Source organism: Microbacterium croceum, assembly GCF_023091245.1.
Classification (GTDB): domain Bacteria; phylum Actinomycetota; class Actinomycetes; order Actinomycetales; family Microbacteriaceae; genus Microbacterium; species Microbacterium croceum.
Genome location: NZ_JAHWXN010000001.1, coordinates 969,552 through 990,263 on the forward strand (window position 1 = coordinate 969,552; position 20,712 = coordinate 990,263).

Here is a 20,712-nt window from a genome sequence, read left to right on the forward strand (position 1 = left end):
ATGACCGTTCCCACATCCACCGGTAACGCCGCCCCTGACGGCACCCCCGTCGTCACCGGGATGCCGGAGACCGCCACACTGCGCTCGCCGGTGACCGCCGTTCCGCCGCGCAAGACCTTCTGGTCGCAGCTGGCTCAGGCATTCGCGATGTTCCGCAACCCGAAGTCGGTCGCGGGGCTCATCATCCTCGGGGTGTTCGTGCTCGTCGCGATCCTCGCCCCCTGGATCGCGCCGTACGCACCGACGCAGAAGGACCGCGACGCGCTGCGTCAGCCGCCCTCGTTCGAGCACTGGCTCGGCACCACGCATATGGGCGAGGACGTGCTGAGTCAGATCATCTACGGCACCCAGGGAGTGATCGTCGTCGGCTTCCTCTCGGCCCTGATCGCGACCGTCATCGCGATCACGGTCGGCGTCATCGCCGGGTACGTGCGCGGATGGAAGAGCGAGTCGCTCTCGGCGCTGACCAACGTGTTCCTGGTGATCCCCGGCATCCCGCTGATCATCATCATCGCCTCGCAGTTCGAGAACCCGCCGCTGATCGTGATCGCCGCCGTGCTGGGGCTGACCGGGTGGGCGTGGGGGGCGCGCGTGCTGCGCGCCCAGACGATGTCGCTGCGCAACCGCGATTTCATCCAGGCCGCGCGCGCCAACGGCGAGCCGCTGCGCCGCATCATCACGGTCGAGATGCTCCCCAACCTGATGGCTCTGATCGCGTCGAGCTTCGTCGGCACGGTCACGGCGGCTATCCTCGGCCTCACGACGCTGGCCTTCATCGGGGTGATCCCGGTGAGCAATCTGAACTGGGGGACCATCCTGTTCTGGGCGCAGCAGAACGGTGCCTTCCCGCGGCTCTGGTGGTGGTACGTGCCTGCAGGCCTGTGCATCGCGATCATCGGCGTCGCACTCTCACTGATCAACTTCGGCATCGACGAATACGTCAACCCGCGCTTGCGCTCCGCCGGAGAGCGGGCCAGGGCCATGAAGAAGAAGGGGCTGAACGTGAACGACGCGGTCACCGCCGTGCGCACGGCTGCCCTGCCGGACGAGAACTCCCCGAAGACCACGACATCGACGACCACGACACAGAACTCGAAGTGATGACCTCTCAGACGTTGACCACCGTCCTTCCCTACCAGGACCCCGCCCTCTCGATCCCGGAGCGCGTCGCCGACCTGCTCTCCCGCATGACGGTCGAGGAGAAGGTCGGGCAGATGCTGCAGCTCGACGCGCGCGATGACCTCGACGACCACGTCGCGCGGCGCCATGTCGGTTCGATCCTGCACACCTCGCCGGAACGCATCCTGCGCGCCAACGAGCTCACGGCGCAGACGCGGCTCCGCATCCCGCTGTTGGTGGGGGAGGACTGCATCCACGGGCACTCGTTCTGGCCCGGTGCCACGATCTACCCGACTCAGCTCGGCATGGCCGCGACCTGGGACGCCGAACTCGTCGAACGCGTGGCGCGGGCGACGGCCGAAGAGGTCGCGGTGACCGGCATCCACTGGACGTTCTCGCCCGTGCTGTGCATCGCCCGCGACCTGCGCTGGGGCCGCATCGACGAGACCTTCGGCGAGGACCCGTTCCTGATCGGGGAGCTCGCGTCGGCCATGGTGCGCGGCTACCAGGGCGAGGGGCTCGACGACCCGACCGCGATCCTCGCCACCGCCAAGCACTTCGCCGGCTACTCCGAGACGCAGGGCGGCCGTGATGCGAGCGAGGCCGACATCTCGCGCCGCAAGCTCCGCTCCTGGTTCCTGCCGCCGTTCGAGCGCGTGGCCCGCGAGGGATGCCGCACGTTCATGCTCGGCTACCAGACCACCGACGGCGTGCCGATCACCACGAACGACTGGCTGCTCAGCGATGTGCTGCGCGGCGAGTGGGGCTACACCGGCACCCTCATCACCGACTGGGACAACGTCGGACGCATGGTGTGGGAGCAGAAGGTGCAGCCCGACTACGCGCACGCCGCCGCCGCGGCCGTGAAGGCCGGCAACGACATGATCATGACCACGCCGCTCTTCTTCGAGGGCGCGTTGGATGCCGTCGCGCAGGGTCTGCTCGCGGACGACGCCTTCGACGGCGCAGCTGCACGCATCCTGACGCTGAAGTTCGAGCTGGGGCTGTTCGAGAACCCGCGCCTGCCCGGCACCGAGCTCGACGCCGTGGTCGGCAGCGCGGCGCACGCCGAGCTGAACCTCGAGGTCACCCGGCGCTCGATCGTGCTGCTCGAGAACGACGGCGTGCTGCCGCTCGATGCCGCAGCTCCCCTGAAGATCGCGGTCACCGGCCCGCTGGCTGACGACGCGCAGACGCAGCTCGGCGACTGGGCCGGGGGGTCCGGCCAGGCCGGGTGGCTCGACGGCCAGCCGCGCGAGATGATCACGACCGTGCTCGACGGGCTGCAGGCCGTCGGCGGCTGGACCGTCACGCACACCCGCGGCGCCGACATCCTGACGCTCGAGGACGACCCGCAGGGGGCGCTGTTCCCCGACGGGCAGCCGCGTCCGTCGGTCGTGAAGCCGTGCGCCCCGGACGAGACGCTGATCGCGGAGGCCGTCGCCGCGGCATCCGACGCCGACGTCGTCGTCGCGGTCGTGGGCGACCGGATCGAGCTCGTCGGCGAAGGGCGCTCGACCGCGACGCTCGAGCTCATCGGCGGGCAGAACGCCCTGCTCGACGCGCTGATCGCGACCGGGAAGCCCGTGGTCATCGTGCTGCTCGCCTCGAAGCCGCTCGTGCTGCCGGCATCCGCCGCGCAGGCCGCCGCCGTGATCTGGGCGGCGAGCCCCGGTATGCAGGGTGGGCGCGCGCTGGCCGAGATCATCTCGGGCGCCGTGGAGCCGTCAGGGCGTCTGCCGATCTCGTTCGCGCGTCACGTCGGACAGCAGCCGACGTACTACAACCAGATCCGCGGACAGCACGGCGACCGCTACGCCGACCTCACGCAGGCTCCGGCCTGGGGCTTCGGCGAGGGCCGCTCGTACACGACGGTGGAGTACTCCGACCTGTCGCTGGAGCAGACGTCGCTCACCGCGGCGGACACGATCGTCGGACACGTGACGGTGACGAACACCGGAGCCCGGCCCGTGCGCGAGACCGTGCAGGTGTACGTGCGCGACTCGGTGACGAGCGTGAGCTGGACCGACCGCGAGCTCAAGGCCTACCGCCAGGTCGACCTCGCTCCCGGGGAGTCGGTGCGGGTGCGCCTGGAGCTGCCGGTCGCCGACTGCACGATCGTGGATGCCTCCGGCGTCCGGATCGTCGAGGCCGGCGCCTTCGAGCTGCTCGTCGGCCCGTCATCCCGAGAGGATGTGCTGCTCTCCGCCGGGTTCGAGGTGGTCTAGCCGGCATCCACTCCTCGTCGAGACCCACCCTTCCCGTCGAGACCCCCTGCGGCCGACGCGCGCGGCGGTGGGTCTCGGCGGGGGCGGTGGGTCTCGGCGTCACTCCTCGTCGCGGAGACGGAGCGGGCCGACGCCCTGGGCGCCCAGGGTGTCGTCCGGGTTGAGCAGACCGCAGGCCTTCATCGACAGGCAGCCGCAGCCGATGCATCCGGTGAGCTCGCGCTCCAGGCGCTCGATCCCCTCGCGGCGCTTCTCGAGCTCGCGCTTCCAGCGACGCGAGGCGCGCTGCCAGTCGGCGTGCGTCGGGGTCTCCGTCAGCGGCACGTCGGCGAAGGCGCTCTGCACGTCGGCCAGCGGGATGCCGAGGCGTTTGGCGACCGTGATGAGCGAGACCCGTCGCAGCATGTGCCGTGGGTAGCGGCGTTGATTGCCCGGCGTACGCGTCGAGGCGATCAGGCCGAGCTTCTCGTAGAAGTGCAGAGCGGATGCGGCGACGCCGGTGCGACGCGTCATCTCGCCGATCGTGAGCGGCTCATCGGCGGTGTGCGGGTGCGTCTCGTCATCCATCCCAGACGTCATGCGCGCCTCCCCGCTGCTTGCCGATTTGACCTCAAGCATACTTGAGGTTTTACGGTGGAGGTATCCCGAGGAAAGCCGCCCTGATGACCTATGTGATCGCCCTGCCGTGTGTCGACGTGAAGGACCGCGCCTGCATCGACGAATGTCCCGTCGATTGCATCTACGAAGGCGAACGGTCGCTCTACATCCATCCGGACGAGTGCGTCGACTGCGGCGCCTGCGAGCCGGTGTGCCCGGTCGAGGCGATCTTCTACGAGGACGACCTGCCCGACGAATGGCAGGACTACTACAAGGCGAACGTGGAGTTCTTCGAGGACATCGGCTCGCCGGGCGGAGCAGCCAAGACCGGGATGATCGCCCATGACCATCCGCTCATCGCGGCGCTCCCGCCGCAGGAAGGAGCGGAATGAGCATCCTCGACCCTCGCATCGCCATCGTCGGCGCAGGACCGGCGGGGATCTACGCCGCCGATATCCTGCTCGGGCTCGCACCGACCGCATCCATCGACCTGTTCGAGAAGCTGCCGGCGCCGTACGGGCTGGTCCGCTACGGCGTCGCGCCCGACCACCCGCGCATCCGCAAGATCACCGATGCGTTGCACGACGTGATCCGTGACCCCCGGATCCGCCTGCGCTGCAACGTCGATGTCGGCACCGACATCACGATCGACGAGCTGCGTGCCGCCTACGACGGCGTGATCGTCGCGACCGGAGCCGACCTCGACGTACGTCTCGACATCCCCGGTATCGACCTGCCCGGCTCCTTCGGCGCCGCCGACTTCGTCGCCTGGTACGACGGACACCCCGATGTGCCGCGGGACTGGCCGCTGACGGCGGAGTCGGTCGCGGTGCTCGGCGCGGGCAACGTCGCACTCGATGTGACGCGCATCCTCGCCGTGCACGCCGCGGCGCTCGAGCGCACCGACACCCCGGATCACGTGCTGGCCCAGCTCGGCGCGAATCCCCTGCGCGAGGTGCACCTCTTCGCCCGCCGCGGACCCGCCGACGTGCGCTTCTCGGCCCTCGAACTGCGGGAGCTGGCCGCGCAGCACGACGTCGATGTGGTCGTGGATCCGGAGGATGTCGTGCTCGACGCGCACGCCGAGCGCATGATCGCGCAGTTCTCGCAGCGCCGGATCATCGTGCGCACGCTCACCGAATGGGCCGAACGCGACGAGGTCGGCACGGCGTCGCGCCGCATCCACCTGCATCTGCGCCAGCGCCCTGTGCGCGTGCTCGGCATCGACGGGGTCACCGGTATCGAGATGGAGCGCACCGCATCCGACGAGCTGGGGCGCATGGTCGGCACGGGCGAGCTGCTCCGCTACGACGTGGGCGCCGTCTACCGCGCCGTCGGCTACCGCTCGACACCGGTTCAGGGTGTGCCGTTCGACGACGAGCGCGGAGTGGTCCCGCACGACGAGGGCCGCGTGATCGACGAGAGCGGGACGCCGATTCCACGGCTGTATGCGACCGGCTGGATCAAGCGGGGCCCGGTCGGACTGATCGGCTCGACCAAGTCGGATGCCGCGCAGACGGTCGCGCACCTGGTCGAGGACCTGGAGTCCGCGGAGAGCGTCGCGCGTGACGGAGATCCGGTCGCGCACCTCACCGGCGCCGTCGACTTCGAGGGATGGCTGCGCATCGACGTCGCAGAACGTCATGCGGGCGCAGAACGCGGGCGCGAACGGACCAAACTGGTGGAACGGGCCGAGATGCTCGCCCATGCCGCACACGAACAGATGACGGAGATCGCTCGATGAGCACGAACCCGGTGCCGACCCCGGTCGGCGAAGCACTCAAAGCGGCCTTCCGCACGCACCCGGCGGGGGTCGCGATCATCACGGCATCCACCCCGGACGGGCCCGTCGGTCTCACCGCATCGAGCGTCGCCTCGGTGGCCGTCGATCCTGCGGCGATCATGTTCTCGGTGACCAGGGCGACCGGTTCGGCGGGAGCCATCCTCGGCGCCGACACCTTCGTCGTGCACCTCATCGATGACGAGCACTCCGCGCTCGCGATGAGCTTCGCCACCAGCGGTGCCGACCGGTTCACCCCCGAACAGGGCTGGACGGCGCTCGACACCGGCGAGCCGCATCTCGACTCCGCCCGTGCCGCGCTGCGCTGCCGGGCGCTGCACACCATCGCGGTCGGCACCTCCACGGTCGTGATCGCCGAGGTGCTCGACGTGATCGCCGGTCCCCAGGGGCGTCCGCTCGTCTACGTCGACCGTCGCTTCCACGCCCTGCCGTCTGCCTCCGACCTCTGAAGATCCGCACCACGAAAGGAACACGAATGTCCACTCTGTACACGCTCCCCGAACTCCCCTACGACTTCGCCGCCCTCGAACCGCACATCTCCGGCAAGATCATGGAGCTGCACCACTCCAAGCACCACCAGGCCTACGTCACCGGCGCCAACACGGCGCTCGAGCAGCTCGCCGCCGCCCGTGAGTCCGGCTCCCTGGCGAACGTGAACAAGCTCGAGAAGGATCTCGCGTTCAACCTCGGCGGGCACATCAACCACTCCGTCTTCTGGCAGAACCTCTCGCCCGAAGGCGGCGGCGCCCCCGAGGGTGAGCTCGCGGCGGCACTGGCCGACGCATTCGGCTCGATCGACGCGTTCCGCGACCACTTCACCGCTACGGCGCTCGGCGTGCAGGGCTCCGGCTGGGCGGTGCTCGCCTGGGACAGCGTCGGCGCACGCACGGTGATCTTCCAGCTGTTCGACCAGCAGGGCAACGCACCCCTCGGCGTCATCCCGCTGCTGCAGCTCGATGTGTGGGAGCACGCCTACTACCTCGACTACCTCAACGTGCGCGCCGACTACGTCAAGGCGTTCTGGAACATCGTGAACTGGGCCGACGTGCAGCGTCGGTTCGAGGCCGCGCGCACCGCGACGCAGGGACTCATCACCGCGGTCTGAGTGTACGGCCCCCGGGCCGAAAGGCCCCCGAATCCGAGGATTCGGGGGCCTTTCTCCGGAGTTGTGGACGCGGTCCGGCGTTCACAACTCCTCCAACTTCGCCCGCAGAGCCCGAAGAGACCCCCCGAGGCTGATGTTCAGGGGCCTTTTTGAGGAGTTGTGAACGGACCGGGAGCGAGAGCCTCGCCTCAGCCCTGCACCGGCAGCAGGCGCGAGGTGGTGCCGCGCACGTTGAGCTCGTACGGCAGGGCCGAGGGGATGCGCACGGCATCCGGCGCGGTGAGCTTGGCGAGCACGGCATCGGCTACGCGTTCGCCCTGGCCGAGCGGGAACTGGTCGACGGTCGTGAGGCGGAAGAACTCGCCGAGCTCGTGGCCGTCGATGCCCACGATCGACAGGTCCTCCGGCACACGGAAGCCCAGGTCGCGGGCGGCGAGCAGTGCGCCGATCGCCATCTCGTCCGACGCGGCGAACACGGCGGTCGGGCGAGGGCCCGGACGCCCGAGCAGCTGCTTGGCCGCCCGGTAGCCGCCCTCGACCGTGAAGTCGGCCGGCTCCAGGAACGCCGGATTCAGAGGGATGCCGGCCGTGGCCAGCGCGCGCTCGAAGCCCAGTCGTCGGTTGGTGGGGATGTGGAAGTCGAGGTCGAACTCGGGGTTCGCGCCGATGTGCGCGATGTCGGTGTGCCCGAGGCTGATCAGGTGCTCGGTCGCCAGCTGCGCCACCGCGACGTCATCGACCGTGAGGGTGTCGAGCTTCGGGTTCGGTCCGCCGATCGCGATGACCGGGAGTCCGAGGTCGAGCAGGTACTGCGTCTCGTCGTCGTCGAGCTCGATCGACACCGCGATCACGGCATCCACCCGCTGGCGGCGCAGGAAGGTGTCGAACACGTGCCGGCGCACATCCTTGTCGGCCGTGATGTTGTAGAGGGTGATGTCATAGCCCTCGCGCATCAGCGCGGCCGAGACGCCCGAGAGCACGGTGCTGAAGAACCAGCGGTCGAGGAACGGCACGACCACGCCGATGTTGCGGGTGCGCCCTGAGGCGAGGCTCGACGCGCGCGAGGAGACGACATAGCCGAGGGACTGCGCCGCTGCCTGCACCCGTGACCGCGCGGCCTCCGACACGTGACCGCGTCCGCTCAGTGCGCGCGACACGGTCGCCGTGGAGACCCCGGCCATCCGGGCGACCTCATCGATGCTCGCCATGTGTTCCTCTGTCGATTCCCTTCCGGTCGCGATCTCTGTCGGCTGTCGAGCGATGAGCGTCGGAGATCGCGACCGTAACCGGGCGGTGCGGGCTTACGCCTGGGTGTACCAGACGGCGGTGTCGACCGGGAGGGAAGTGCCCTCGAACGGCTGGCTCTTCAGCACGACGGTCGCTCCGGCGGGGAGCTCGAGCGGGGCGCTGCCGAGGTTCGCGACGACGTGCACGTCACCGCGGCGGAACGCCACGGCATCGTCTCCGGCGTCTTCCCAGACCAGCGAGCCGGAGCCGAAGCCGTGTGCGCGGCGAGCGGCCAGCAGCTCCTTGTAGAGCGACAGGGTCGACGTGGGGTCGGCCTCTTCGACATCGCGGGCGTAGGCCGCCCACTCCGCCGGCTGCGGCAGCCACGACAGGTTCGTGGTGTTGAAGCCGAACGCCGGAGCATCCGCCTCCCACGGCAGCGGCACGCGGCAGCCGTCACGACCGTAGCGCTCGTGCTGCGTGCGGAACCAGGTCGGGTCCTGACGGAACTCGTCGGGGATCTCCATCGCCTCGGGCAGGCCGAGCTCCTCGCCCTGGTACAGGTACGCGGAGCCGGGCAGCGCCAGCATCAGCGTGGTCGCCGCGCGGGCGCGGGCCAGACCGATCGCGGTGTCGGGCTTGTGCGGGGTCTTCGGGCCGATGCCCTCGCCCTGCGGGTTGTCGGCCGTGAGCGCGAGGCGCGAGGCGTGGCGCACGACGTCGTGGTTCGAGAGCACCCAGGTGCTGGGGGCGCCGACGGCACCGAAGTCGTCGAGCGACTCGCGGATGACGTCGCCGAGAGCCTTCGCGTCCCACGGAGTCATCAGGTACGGGAAGTTGAAGGTCTGGTGCATCTCGTCGGGGCGCACCCAGAGGGCGGTCTGCTTCAGCGTCGGCATCCACGCCTCGCCGCACAGGGCGCGGTCGCCGTCGTACTCGGCGAGCACCTTGTGCCAGTCGCGGTAGATCTCGTGCACGCCGTCCTGACCCCAGTACGGTACGTTCGCCTCGCCGCCGCCCATGGAGTCGGCGTCGGCGGGGGGCGTGTAGTCGGGCAGCCCCTCGGCCTTGATCATGCCGTGGGCGACGTCGACGCGGAAGCCGTCGACACCCCGGTCGAGCCAGAAGCGCAGGATGGAGCGGAACTCCTCGCGCACCTCTTCGTTGTTCCAGTCGAAGTCGGGCTGCGTGGCGTCGAAGATGTGCAGGTACCACTGGCCGGGGGTTCCGTCGGCCTCGGTGATGCGCTGCCACATGCCGCCGCCGAACACGGACTCCCAGTTGTTCGGCGGGAGCTCGCCGTTCTCGCCCTTGCCGTCGCGGAAGATGTAGCGCGCACGCTCGGGGCTGCCCGGGGCGGCCTTCAGCGCCTGCTGGAACCAGACGTGCTGGTCGGACGAGTGGTTCGGGACCAGGTCGACCACGACGCGGATGCCGCGGGCGTGTGCCTGGGCGAGCATCTCGTCGAAGTCGGCGAGGGTGCCGAACAGCGGGTCGACGTCGCGGTAGTCGGCCACGTCGTAGCCGGCGTCGCGCTGCGGGCTCGTCATGAACGGGCTCAGCCAGATCGCGTCGACGCCGAGCTCCTGCAGGGAGTCCAGGCGGCTGGTGATGCCCGGCAGATCGCCGATGCCGTCACCCGACGCGTCCGCGAAGGAGCGGGGGTAGATCTGATAGATGACGGCGCTGCGCCACCACTCGGAACCGGGGGCTGCGATCTGCTCAAGCTGTGCCATGGGAACAGGCTAGTGCAAACGCTTACATGGTTGCCAGAGCAGGGATCGAATCGGTTCGATCAGGTCACAGTCGCACGATCAGGTGACGGATGCGCGACCTCACCGGCTCGGTGGTCGTGCATCAGCGACACGGCCGTGCATCCGCGACACGGTCGTGCATCCGCGGGCGCACCCCCGGGAGTAGTCTGACCGCACCGATTCGAGGAGGAATCATGGTTCCCGAGATCAACTACTGGGCCGTTCTGCTGGCCACCGCATCGAGCATGGTCGTCGGCTCGATCTGGTACGCGCCGAAGGTGTTCGGGACGCGGTGGTCGAAGCTCGCGAAGGTCGACATGGACCGCCCCGCATCGAGCGCGACCATGGCCATCATCACCACCGTGATCGTGAGCTTCATCACGGCGTGGGTGCTCGCCGGGGCATCCGCCATCGCCTGGCACTTCTACGGCGGATCGTTCTTCTGGGGAGCGATCGTCACCGCGGTCACACTGTGGGCGGGCTTCACGGCCGCGCGCTTCATCACGCACGATGCGTTCGAGGGGCGGCCGACCGCGCTCACGACGCTCAACATCGCGCACGAGCTCGTGACGGTCGTCATCATGGGTGTGCTGATCGGGGTATGGCCGCCGGCGCTCGTCTGACGGCTCCATGACTTTCCTCCACTGCGGCCCGCACGCGCGGCAGTGGACGCGGATCGCCAAGAATTTGCCTGGCCCCGAGCCTTCCCCGATGCATGGAAATATGCCAGTATTTCGCTGCGACGGTTTACTCCGCGCTCGCGGGCTCCCCCCGGCTCGCGGACGTATCCGAGAGGTCTCGATGTTCGGCCCGCTCCGCAGATCCGCCCCCTGGGCGAGCGCAGCCGCGCTCATCCTCGCCGGTGCGTTGTCGGCGGGAGCCATGGCCGCCGCAGAGGAGCCCGATCAGGGATCCCTCCTGGACCCCACGCTCTCCGTCGCCCGCGCTTACGAGTTCCTGGACGCCCGCGTCGATGAGTTCTGCGACGGCGACGGGCACTGCCTCCCTCGCAGCTATCAGGGCGGATTCTTCACCACGCCGACCTGGGACTTCACCCCGTCGTTCGTCTACGACGATGCACTGGTCGTCATCGCCTACACCGCGAGGGGGCTGCCGGACGACATCCGACGCGCCAGGACGATCGGTGACACGTTCCTGTTCGTGCAGGCGAACGACCCGATCGGCGACGGCCGCACGCGCGCGTCCTACGAGCCGCACGGCATCCGCCAGGGGCGGGTGGAGATCACGGGGCCCGGCACGTTCACGGGGAATCAGGCGTGGGTGGGGATGGCGCTCGCCCGGCTGTTCCACGCGACCGGCGACCAGAAGTACCTCGACGGTGCCGTCCGCGTCGCGCAGTGGATCCAGACGAACACGGCCGACATGGTGCGAGCGCCCTACGGCTACACCGGCGGGCAGCTCGAGGACGGCACCTCGCTCGTGTGGAAGTCCACGGAGCACAACACCGACATCGCCGGCTTCTTCTCACAGCTCGCCCAACTCACCGGAGACACGGTCTGGGCGGATCGGGCGGCCGTCGCCGCGAACTTCGTGACGGCGATGCAGGCCGCAGACGGGCACGTCGACACCGGCACGCTTCTCGACGGCTCCACCGTCAACACCTACCCCGTGCCCCTCGATGCTCAGACATGGAGCTACCTCGGCACCGGCGATGCTCGCTACGGAGCCGCCCTCGACTGGACGCTCGCGCACCTCATCGCGACGGACGGCCCGTACAGCGGTCCCTCGATCAGCGGCACCGACGTGTCGAAAGTCTGGTTCGAGGGGAGCGGCCACCTGGCGCTGTCGCTGACGCTGCGCGCAGGCCCGGGTGATGCGGCGAGCGCGGAGTCGCTGCTGGCCGGCATCCGTCTGGCGCAGCGTGACGCCCCCAACGGCGACGGGAAGGGCATCGTCGCGACATCGACGGACGGCCTGGACTCGGGCTTCGGCGACCTCTACTACGCCAGCCTGCACACGGGCACGACCGCGTGGTACCTGCTCGCAGCAGCGGGGGACAACCCCTTCGCCCTGCCGTCGAACTGAACCGACCGACCGCTTGCCGGACCGGCCGACGAGTCCGAGGAGGCTACGCGGCGACGCGGGCGATCGCGGCGATCGCGCTCGCGAAGAAGCCGATGCCGTCGACACCGGAGCGCATCGCGACCGCGGTGTCGGGACCGAAGCCGGGCTCGACGGCGTGCTCGGGGTGTGGCATGAGGCCCACGACGTTGCCGGCTTCGTTCGTGAGGCCCGCGATGTCGCGCAGCGAGCCGTTCGGGTTCACGCCCGCGTAGCGGAAGGCCACGAGCCCCTCGCCCTCGAGGCGGTCGAGCGTCTCGTCGTCCGCGATGTAGCCGCCGTCGCCGTTCTTCAGCGGGATCACGAGCTCCTGGCCGGTGCGGAAGGTGTTGGTCCACGCCGTGTCGGAGTTCGCGACCGTGAGCTTCTGGTCGCGACGCACGAAGTGCTGGTGGTCGTTGCGGATCAGGCCGCCGGGCAGCAGGTGCGCCTCGACGAGCATCTGGAAGCCGTTGCAGATGCCGAGCACGGGCATGCCCTTCGCCGCGGCATCCTTGACCTCGCTCATGATCGGCGACAGCGCGGCGATCGCACCGGCGCGCAGGTAGTCGCCGTAGCTGAAGCCGCCGGGCAGCACGAGTGCGTCGACGCCCTCGAGGTCGTGCGAGCCGTGCCAGAGCGCCACCGGCTCGGCGCCGGCGATGCGCACGGCGCGCTGGGCGTCGCGGTCGTCGAGCGAACCGGGGAAGGTGACGACGCCGATGCGTGCGGTCATTCGACGACCTCGATGCCGACGACATCCTCGATCACGGAGTTGGAGAGCACCTCGTCGGCGACGCGCTTCGCCTCGGCGAGCAGCTCGTCGGTGACCTCGCCCTCGACGGTGAGCTCGAACCGCTTGCCGATGCGGACATCGGTGAAGCCCTCGACGCCGAGACGCGTGAACGCGCCGGAGACGGCCTTCCCCTGAGGGTCGAGAAGTTCGGGCTTGGGCATGACGTCGACGATGATGGTGGGCATCTTGATCCTCTTGGCGGCCGAAGGCCGCACCTCTCGGTCATTGAGCGACGAGCGCAGCGAGGAGTCGAAACGCCGGAAGTCGCGGGAAGCTGGCGCGCCCAGTCTACCGTCCCTCGTCGCACCCCTCCGCCGTGCGACGAGGCCCGCCGTGACGCCGAGTGCACGGGGTGTTGCCCGGTGCACGGGCTGTCGACGCGTGGATGCCGTGCACTCGATACGATCCCGTCCAGTCGGCGAGAGCCTGCGGGCGTGCGGGGGCTACTCCGCGTGGAACACGGTGTGCAGGTCGCCGATCAGCTCGCGGCCGCCGAGACCGTCGATCTCGAACAGCACCGAGATGCCGATGACATGGCTGCCGAGCTGCTCGACCAGCTGGCGTCCGGCGGCGAGGGTGCCCCCGGTGGCGAGCACATCGTCGATCAGCAGCACGCGCGATCCGGCCGGCAGGTCGTCGTGCATCTCGATCGTGGCGGTGCCGTACTCGAGCGCATAGTCGACGGATGCCGCGGGCCGGGGGAGCTTGCCCGCCTTGCGGATCGGGATGAGCCCGACCCCCGCGGCGATGGCAGCGGCGCCGGCCAGGATGAACCCGCGTGCCTCGATACCGGCGACGACGTCGAACTGCCCGGCGAACGGCTCGAGGATCGCCTCGGTCGTGGCCTTCAACGCCTCCGCATCCGCGAGCAACGGCGTGATGTCGCGGAACACGATGCCGGGTTCGGGGTAGTCCGGGATGCTCCGGATCAGCGAGGCGGCGCGGGCGAGGGCGGGGGAGAGTTCGGCTTCGGGCACCGGGCAAGGTTACCCGCGTTCACAACTTAGCAGAAATGACGCGGTTCGGGTCGGAACTGCCCCGATCCGGGCGGATCGCCCCGGTTTTTGAGGAGTTGTGAACGCGAGATCCCGGTGCCGGCTCCCGATCCGCCCGGATGATCGTTTCGAGAACCGAGCGTCAGACGCGCGCTTGACATTCATGGGAGCGCTCCCATAGAGTGACTGGTCAGTCCGTGGGAGCGCTCCCATGGATCCCCGAAAGCACCATCACCGCACGAAAACCCGCACAAAGGAGTGACTTGTGAACACACGTGCCCGCCGCCGGATCCTGACGATTGCCGCCGCGGCATCCGTCTCCGCCCTCGCCCTCGCCGGCTGCTCTGCCAACACCGGCGGAACGGACGGGGCCGATGGCGACGAAGACGTCACGCTGACCGTGACCACCTTCGGAACCTTCGGCTACGAAGACCTGTACAAGGAGTACGAGAAGCTCCACCCGAACGTGAAGATCGAGGCCACCAACATCGACACGGGTGGCAACGCCCGCACCGATGCCTTCACCAAGATCGCCGCCGGCTCCGGCCTCAGCGACATCGTCGCGATCGAGGAAGGCTGGCTCGGCGCGATCATGGACGTGTCCGACACCTTCGTCGACCTGCGCGACTACGGCATCGAGGACCGCAAGGACGACTGGGTCGACTGGAAGTACGGCCAGGCCACGGATGCCGAGGGCCGCGTGATCGGCTACGGCACCGACATCGGCCCCTCGGGCATCTGCTACAACGGCGCCGCGTTCGAGGCCGCAGGGCTCCCGAGCGACCGCGAGTCCGTTGCCGAGCTGCTGAACGGCGACTGGGAGAACTACTTCGCGGTCGGCGCCGACTACACCGCCAAGACCGGCAAGGCCTGGTACGACCACTCCGGCTTCGTCTGGAACGCCATGGTCAACCAGCTCGACGAGGGCTACTACACCTCCGACGGCAAGCTGAACGTCGAGGGCAACGACCAGCTCAAGGAGCGCTTCGAGCTGCTGGGCGCGGCAACCGAAGGCGGCCAGTCCGCTGCGCAGACCGCGTGGGACTGGAACGGCGGCAAGTCCTTCGTCGACGGCACATTCGCGACCTTCGTATGCCCCGGCTGGATGCTCGGTGTCGTGCAGGGTCAGGTCGAGGCCGGTGGCGGAGACGCCTCCACCGGCTGGGACTTCGCGGACGTCTTCCCCGGAGGAGCCGCGAACTGGGGTGGCGCATTCCTGTCGATCCCGGAGTCGTCCGAGCACAAGAAGGCAGCCGCTGAACTCGCCGACTGGCTGACGCAGCCCGAGCAGCAGGTCAAGCAGTCCGAGGCCGCAGGCAACTTCCCCTCGACGGTCAAGGCGCAGGAGACGCTTGCCGCCGATGCCACGCCGAACGCGTTCTTCAACGACGCTCCCACCGGCGCGATCCTGGCTGAGCGTGCCAAGGGCGTCGTGGCGCAGTTCAAGGGTGCGGATGACTCGGTCATCCAGGAGAACGTCTTCGGTCCGGCTCTGAACAGCCTCGACCGCGGCGAGACCGACACCAAGGGCGCCTGGGATCAGGCCATCCAGCTGCTGAACGACCTGGTCGGCTGACACCTCCCCTCGACAGGCTCAGCGACCCATCGACATCGGGTCGCTGAGCCTGTCGAATCATCCCGCCCTTCGATGAGCTCGGGGACCCAGGCTCTTGGACAAGGAAGATCTCATGACTCTCACCGCGGAACGCCGCGCGACGGCATCCGACACGGCGCCTGATGCGTCGGCGAAGCGCCCCTGGCGTCACCGGCTCTCCCGGTTCGACCAGAACGCCTCCCCGTACTTCTACATCTCGCCCTTCTTCCTGCTGTTCGGACTCGTGGGCCTGTTCCCGCTGCTGTACACGGTCTACGTGGCCGTGCACGACTGGGATCTGCTCAAGGGCGAAGGCGACTTCGTGGGCGCCGGGAACTTCGTCAAGATCCTCGGCGACGCGATGTTCTGGAACTCGATCGGCAACACCCTGAGCATCTTCCTGCTCTCCGCCATCCCGCAGCTGGCCGTCGCCCTCGTGATCGCCTACCTGCTCGACCGTGGCCTGCGGGCGCCGACGTTCTGGCGCATGAGTGTGCTCATCCCGTTCGTGGTCACTCCCGTCGCGGTGGCCATCATCTTCTCCAGCATCTTCAACGAGGCGGACGGCCTGGCCAACAACCTCCTGAACCTCATCGGCATCGCCGACCAGGAGTGGAAGCACAACACCGCCCTCTCGCACCTCGCGATCGCGGTGATGGTGAACTTCCGGTGGACGGGATACAACGCCCTCATCCTGCTCGCCGCGATGCAGGCGGTGCCGCGCGACCTCTACGAATCCGCCGCTCTCGACGGTGCGGGGGCTGCGCGCCGCTTCTTCTCCATCACGATCCCCACCATCCGTCCCACCCTGATCTTCGTGATCATCACCGCGACGATCGGCGGGCTGCAGATCTTCGCCGAGCCTCGCCTGTTCGACGTGTCGACAGCGGGTGGCATCGGCGGCAGCGACCGGCAGTTCCAGACCACGGTGCTGTTCCTGTGGGAGCTGGCGTTCTTCCGCCGCAACCTCGGGGAGGCATCGGCGGTCGCCATCCTGCTGTTCGTGCTGATCGTCGGGATCGGCGTGATCAACTTCCTGATCTCACGCCGCATCTCCACCGGCGACTCCCCCAAGAACCGCGCCGCGCGCCGCCGAGCCCGCATCACCACCGAGAAGGACGCACGATGACCGCGACCCAGGCACTGAGCGTGCCCGAGAAGATCCGCCGTCGTCGGAGCATGTCCGTCGGCACGGCCGGCATCGGCAGCCGCCCCGGCTTCCTCACCTACGGTCTGCTGGCTGCCTTCATCATCGGCAGCGTCTACCCGCTGTGGTGGTCGGTCGTGGTGGCGAGCGGCACGAACGCGACCAGGGGCGAGACCCTGCCCGTGATCCCCGGCGGCAACTTCTTCACGAATGCCGCGAAGGTCTTCGACGCGATCCCGTTCTGGCTGGCGCTGGGCAACTCGTTCCTCATCTCGTCGATCATCACGATCTCGGTCGTCACCTTCTCGACCCTGGCGGGCTACGCCTTCGCGAAGCTCAAGTTCAAGGGTCGCGAGGGTCTCATGATCTTCGTCATCGCGACCATGGCGATCCCCACGCAGCTGGGCATCATCCCGCTGTTCATGGTGATGCGCGAGCTGGGCTGGACCGGGTCGATCGGCGCGGTGATCGTGCCCACGCTCGTCACCGCGTTCGGGGTGTTCTTCATGCGGCAGTACCTGGTCGACGTGATCCCCGACGAGCTGATCGAGGCGGCCAGGATGGACGGGGCGAACCAGTTCCGCACCTTCCTCACGGTCGGCATCCCTGCGGCACGGCCCGCGATGGCGATCCTCGGACTCTTCACGTTCATGACCGCGTGGACGGACTACCTCTGGCCGCTCATCGTGCTCTCCCCGCAGAACCCGACGCTGCAGACCGCGCTCAGCCAGCTGCAGTCCGGTTACTACATCGACTACTCGATCGTGCTCGCCGGTGCGGTGCTCGCGACCCTTCCGCTTCTCGTGCTCTTCGTGGTCGCGGGCCGGCAGCTGGTCAGTGGCATCATGGCGGGCGCGGTGAAAGGATGACCTTCATGACCCGCCCCTTCCCTTCGAACTTCCTCTTCGGTGCCGCGACCGCCGCCTACCAGATCGAGGGCGCGGCTTTCGAGGACGGCCGCACCGCGTCGATCTGGGACACGTTCTCGCGTGTGCCCGGCGCCGTGATCGGGGGAGATAACGGCGATGTGGCGTGCGACCACTACCACCGGTATGCGGAGGACGTCGCGCTGATGGCCCGACTCGGACTGCAGACCTACCGCTTCTCGACGTCGTGGTCGCGCGTGCGTCCGGACGGCGGCGCGGTGAACCCCGCGGGTGTCGACTTCTACCAGCGCCTGGTCGACTCGCTGCTCGACGCCGACATCCTGCCCTGGCTCACGCTGTACCACTGGGACATGCCGCAGGCTCTGCAGGAGAAGGGCGGATGGACGAACCGCGACACCGTCGACCGCTTCCTCGAGTACGCGGGCACCATGCACGACGCGCTCGGCGACCGGGTGAACGTGTGGACGACGCTGAATGAGCCGTGGTGCTCGTCGTTCCTCTCGTACACGGGCGGTGAGCACGCGCCGGGGCACACCAGCGTCGCCGAGGGGCTGCTCGCCTCGCACCATCTGTTGCTCGCTCACGGCGAGACGGTGCGAGAGCTACGTCGTCGTGACTCCTCGCTCGACCTGGGGATCACCTTGAACCACACCGTCGCGGATGCGGCGGACCCGCAGAACGCCGGGGATCTCGACGCGGTGCGCCGCATCGACGGACAGTTCAACCGCTGGTTCCTCGACCCGATCTACCGGGGTGCCTACCCGGCCGACATCGTCGAGGACATCCGGGCGGTGGATGCGGATGCCGTCGCGCAGTTCGAGGCCGCGATCCACGAGGGCGACCTCGAGACGATCTCGCAGCACATCGACACGCAGGGCGTGAACTACTATCACGGCGACTTCCTCTCGGGCACGGCGCCGGCCGAGGCTGCGGTCGAGAGCGTGCCGGACACCGAGCGCAAGGTGCGCAGCCCCTACCCGTCGTTCGAGAACATCCACAACGTCGAGCGCGGTCTTCCCCGCACGGCGCAGAACTGGGAGGTGCAGCCCGAGGGGCTGACCCGCCTGCTGCAGCGCGTGTGGACCGAGTACGCCGAACCCGCAGGAACCGTGCTGTACATGACCGAGAACGGCGCGGCCTACGATGACGTCGCGGTGGTCGAGGACGGCGAGACGCGCGTGCACGATGCCGAGCGCACCGAGTTCCTGCGCCTGCATCTGGGCGCGGTGCTGGATGCCGTGGATGCTGGCGTCGATGTGCGCGGCTACTTCTACTGGTCGCTGTTCGACAACTACGAGTGGGCCTGGGGTTACGACAAGCGATTCGGCATCGTGCGGGTCGACTACGACACACAGGAGCGGAGCGTCAAGGACTCGGGGCGGGAGTACGCTCGCATCATCGCCGCACGCAGCCTCTGAGCTCGGGCGGCTCGGGTCCGGAGCATCCGGCCCGCTGTCGGATCAGAGGGAGAACTGTGTCGTCACGAGCGACCATTGAAGAGGTGGCTTCTGCCGCCGGGGTGTCCCGGTCGACCGTGTCACGTGTGGTCAACGGCTCGACGGCCGTGAGCCCGGAGGCGCTGATCGCGGTGCGCACCGCGATCGAGCGGCTCAGCTACGTGCCGAACCGCGCGGCGCGTTCGCTCGCGTCGAATCAGACGCAGGCGATCGCCCTGATCATCCCCGAAGACACCACGCGCGTGTTCGGCGACCCGTTCTTCGCGGCCATCGTCGCGGGCATCACCGGGGTCCTGCGCACCTCCGACTACCTGCTGAACCTGCTCATCGCGAGCGACGACCCCGGCGACAAGATGACCAGCTTCGTGCGCAACGGTGGCGTCGACGGCGCGCTGATCGTGTCGCACCACACGAGCGACGCCTACATCGAGCGGATCGCCGACGCGATCCCGGTGGTCTATGGAGGCCGTCGGCGCGAGGGCGACTACGTCGTCGACGTCGACAACGTCCTGGGGGCCAGAACGGCGACCGGGCGACTGATCGACATCGGACGCACCCGCATCGCCACGATTTCGGGAACGCCCACCATGCTGTCGTCGCGCGACCGCATGCAGGGTTTCCGTGACGCACTGGCAGAGGCCGGGCTCGCCCCGTTCGCCGAGGAAGCGGGCGACTACAGTGAGGCGAGCGGGGTGGATGCCGCACGGCGCATCCTCGCTGCGGGGAGGCCGGACGGGATCTTCGTCGCGAGCGACCTCATGGCCCGTGGTGCGCTGACGGTGATCCGCGCCGCGGGGCTGCGCGTGCCCGAAGACGTCGCGCTGGTGGGATTCGACGACTCTCCCGTCGCCACCACGACCGATCCGCAGCTCACCACGATGCGCCAGCCGATGTATGCGCAGGGCGAGGCGATGGCGAGTGTGCTGCTGTCGCGTCTGGCCGGCGGAGACCCGGCTCACACCACGATCCTGTCCACCGAGCTGGTGGTGCGCGCCTCGGCGTGACCGTGTCGCAGCACCTGTCCTGACGCCATCGGCCGTGGCGCGACACAGGACCGATCCTGTCGCCCCTCCGGACAGGATCGGCCCCGTGCGTGTGCGGTCGCGGCACCGCAGGGATATGGCGCGGTGGTCCGGCGGACCGACGGAACGTGGTCATGCCCCCCGGCATGACTCATATTCTTAGACTGAAGAATCGTTCAGTCATTAATCTATAGGGCAGATGGCCGAACCGGAAGTCAGCCGGTGCCGGGAAGGGGGAGGTGGCCGTGGCACGCTCCGAGGAGCAGAACCGACTCGCCCGTGAGCGTGCGCGTGAGCTGATCCTGGAATCCGCGATCGAGCTGTTCGCCGAGCGGGGCGTCTCGGGTGCCAGCATCGCCCAGATCACGCAGCGGGCCGGCGTCGCCCAGGGCCTCGTCAACTACCACTTCGGCGGCAAGGAACAGCTGATCGTCGCCGTGATCGACGCCTGGTTCGAGGCGCTGTTCGGGCTGCCGGGTGTCGAGGGGACAGCGGACGAGCGCCTGGCCGGCCTGATCGACTCCGTCGTCATGGCGACCGGCTACGCGCTGCCGCTGCAGCGCGCGGTGCTGGCCATGCAGCAGCAGCCCTCCACGCACCGGCTGTTCGCCGAGGCCGAAGAGCGCTACGCCGACCGCGCGCTGATCGCCGAGGAGTCGGTGCGCGACGTGTTCCGCGAGCGCGGTGCGATCGACCCCGAGCTCGAGGAGATCATGCTGCGCAGCACGCTCGAGGGCATCCTGGTGAAATTCGCAGTGTACGGCGACACCTTCCCGCTCGAGGATGCGCGTCGTTGGATGTACCGCATCTATGCGCTCCCCGAGCCGTCAGACCGCCTCCCGCTCGACGCGCCGCCGCGGGCGGGATCGATCCGGCTGCGGGCGATGGGCGCGGTGCGCGACCCCCTGATCTGACGCGCGCG

Annotated in this window: 20 protein-coding genes; 14 read left to right on the forward strand and 6 right to left on the reverse strand. The window is 68.7% G+C overall.

From position 1 onward, the window contains the following. Complete coding sequence (locus tag KZC51_RS04635) at positions 1-1,101, forward strand: ABC transporter permease (RefSeq protein WP_247628842.1); 1,101 nt, start codon at positions 1-3, stop codon at positions 1,099-1,101. Then, on the forward strand, positions 1,101-3,347 hold the full coding sequence (locus tag KZC51_RS04640; RefSeq protein WP_247628843.1) for an exo-beta-d-1,3/1,6-glucosidase: 2,247 nt from the start codon (positions 1,101-1,103) through the stop codon (positions 3,345-3,347). Before KZC51_RS04635 ends, KZC51_RS04640 begins: the two co-directional genes overlap by 1 nt. 99 nt (positions 3,348-3,446) lie before the next feature. On the opposite strand, the gene soxR is transcribed toward KZC51_RS04640, so the two are convergent. After that, positions 3,447-3,926, reverse strand: coding sequence for a redox-sensitive transcriptional activator SoxR (soxR, locus tag KZC51_RS04645; RefSeq protein WP_247628844.1), 480 nt, complete (start codon positions 3,924-3,926; stop codon positions 3,447-3,449). A gap of 83 nt (positions 3,927-4,009) precedes the next feature. Here soxR and fdxA point away from each other — a divergent pair, with 83 nt between their 5' ends. The 4 genes from fdxA to KZC51_RS04665 are packed head-to-tail and all read left to right on the forward strand — an operon-like array spanning position 4,010 to position 6,850. Then, positions 4,010-4,336, forward strand: a complete 327-nt coding sequence (gene fdxA, locus KZC51_RS04650; protein WP_247628845.1) for a ferredoxin — start codon at positions 4,010-4,012, stop codon at positions 4,334-4,336. Then, a complete protein-coding gene (locus tag KZC51_RS04655; protein WP_247628846.1) occupies positions 4,333-5,688 on the forward strand; it encodes an FAD-dependent oxidoreductase in 1,356 nt (451 codons plus the stop codon). The genes fdxA and KZC51_RS04655 overlap by 4 nt, the downstream gene beginning before the upstream one ends. Further along, complete coding sequence (locus KZC51_RS04660; protein WP_247628847.1) at positions 5,685-6,194, forward strand: flavin reductase family protein; 510 nt, start codon at positions 5,685-5,687, stop codon at positions 6,192-6,194. Before KZC51_RS04655 ends, KZC51_RS04660 begins: the two co-directional genes overlap by 4 nt. Before the next feature lie 26 nt (positions 6,195-6,220). Further along, a complete protein-coding gene (locus KZC51_RS04665; protein ID WP_247628848.1) occupies positions 6,221-6,850 on the forward strand; it encodes a superoxide dismutase in 630 nt (209 codons plus the stop codon). Positions 6,851-7,038: 188 nt separating this feature from the next. Here the strand turns inward: KZC51_RS04665 and KZC51_RS04670 are convergent, their stop codons facing one another. After that, a complete protein-coding gene (locus KZC51_RS04670; RefSeq protein WP_247628849.1) occupies positions 7,039-8,058 on the reverse strand; it encodes a LacI family DNA-binding transcriptional regulator in 1,020 nt (339 codons plus the stop codon). Between the two features lie 93 nt (positions 8,059-8,151). Continuing rightward, the gene (locus tag KZC51_RS04675) at positions 8,152-9,813 is read right to left on the reverse strand and encodes a glycoside hydrolase family 13 protein (RefSeq protein ID WP_247628850.1); all 1,662 of its coding nucleotides are present in this window, start codon (positions 9,811-9,813) and stop codon (positions 8,152-8,154) included. A gap of 212 nt (positions 9,814-10,025) precedes the next feature. On the opposite strand from KZC51_RS04675, the gene KZC51_RS04680 reads away from it, so the two are divergent. Both KZC51_RS04680 and KZC51_RS04685 read left to right on the forward strand, forming a co-directional pair. Then, positions 10,026-10,454 (forward strand): DUF1761 domain-containing protein, encoded by a 429-nt coding sequence (locus tag KZC51_RS04680; RefSeq protein ID WP_247628851.1) that lies wholly within the window; start codon positions 10,026-10,028, stop codon positions 10,452-10,454. A gap of 178 nt (positions 10,455-10,632) precedes the next feature. Next, positions 10,633-11,877, forward strand: a complete 1,245-nt coding sequence (locus KZC51_RS04685; RefSeq protein ID WP_247628852.1) for a glycoside hydrolase family protein — start codon at positions 10,633-10,635, stop codon at positions 11,875-11,877. Between the two features lie 43 nt (positions 11,878-11,920). On the opposite strand, the gene purQ is transcribed toward KZC51_RS04685, so the two are convergent. The 3 genes from purQ to KZC51_RS04700 form a co-directional block, all read right to left on the reverse strand. Next, positions 11,921-12,628 (reverse strand): phosphoribosylformylglycinamidine synthase subunit PurQ, encoded by a 708-nt coding sequence (gene purQ, locus KZC51_RS04690; RefSeq protein WP_247628853.1) that lies wholly within the window; start codon positions 12,626-12,628, stop codon positions 11,921-11,923. Beyond that, complete coding sequence (gene purS, locus KZC51_RS04695; RefSeq protein WP_247628854.1) at positions 12,625-12,873, reverse strand: phosphoribosylformylglycinamidine synthase subunit PurS; 249 nt, start codon at positions 12,871-12,873, stop codon at positions 12,625-12,627. The genes purQ and purS overlap by 4 nt, the downstream gene beginning before the upstream one ends. A gap of 258 nt (positions 12,874-13,131) precedes the next feature. Further along, complete coding sequence (locus KZC51_RS04700; RefSeq protein WP_247628855.1) at positions 13,132-13,665, reverse strand: adenine phosphoribosyltransferase; 534 nt, start codon at positions 13,663-13,665, stop codon at positions 13,132-13,134. Positions 13,666-13,948: 283 nt separating this feature from the next. On the opposite strand from KZC51_RS04700, the gene KZC51_RS04705 reads away from it, so the two are divergent. The 6 genes from KZC51_RS04705 (at position 13,949) to KZC51_RS04730 (ending at position 20,704) form a co-directional block, all read left to right on the forward strand. Continuing rightward, entirely contained in the window at positions 13,949-15,259 is a 1,311-nt protein-coding gene (locus KZC51_RS04705) for an ABC transporter substrate-binding protein (protein WP_247628856.1), read from the forward strand. A 112-nt stretch (positions 15,260-15,371) separates the two neighbouring features. Then, positions 15,372-16,406 (forward strand): carbohydrate ABC transporter permease, encoded by a 1,035-nt coding sequence (locus KZC51_RS04710; RefSeq protein ID WP_247628857.1) that lies wholly within the window; start codon positions 15,372-15,374, stop codon positions 16,404-16,406. Beyond that, positions 16,403-17,293 carry a carbohydrate ABC transporter permease gene (locus KZC51_RS04715; protein WP_247628858.1) on the forward strand — a complete coding sequence of 297 codons (891 nt, stop codon included), beginning with the start codon at positions 16,403-16,405 and terminating at the stop codon, positions 17,291-17,293. Before KZC51_RS04710 ends, KZC51_RS04715 begins: the two co-directional genes overlap by 4 nt. A 5-nt stretch (positions 17,294-17,298) precedes the next feature. Beyond that, a complete protein-coding gene (locus tag KZC51_RS04720) occupies positions 17,299-18,729 on the forward strand; it encodes a GH1 family beta-glucosidase (protein ID WP_247628859.1) in 1,431 nt (476 codons plus the stop codon). 56 nt (positions 18,730-18,785) lie between these two features. After that, positions 18,786-19,772 (forward strand): LacI family DNA-binding transcriptional regulator, encoded by a 987-nt coding sequence (locus KZC51_RS04725; protein WP_247628860.1) that lies wholly within the window; start codon positions 18,786-18,788, stop codon positions 19,770-19,772. 263 nt (positions 19,773-20,035) lie between these two features. Continuing rightward, complete coding sequence (locus tag KZC51_RS04730) at positions 20,036-20,704, forward strand: TetR/AcrR family transcriptional regulator (RefSeq protein WP_247628861.1); 669 nt, start codon at positions 20,036-20,038, stop codon at positions 20,702-20,704. Positions 20,705-20,712: the final 8 nt, after the last annotated feature.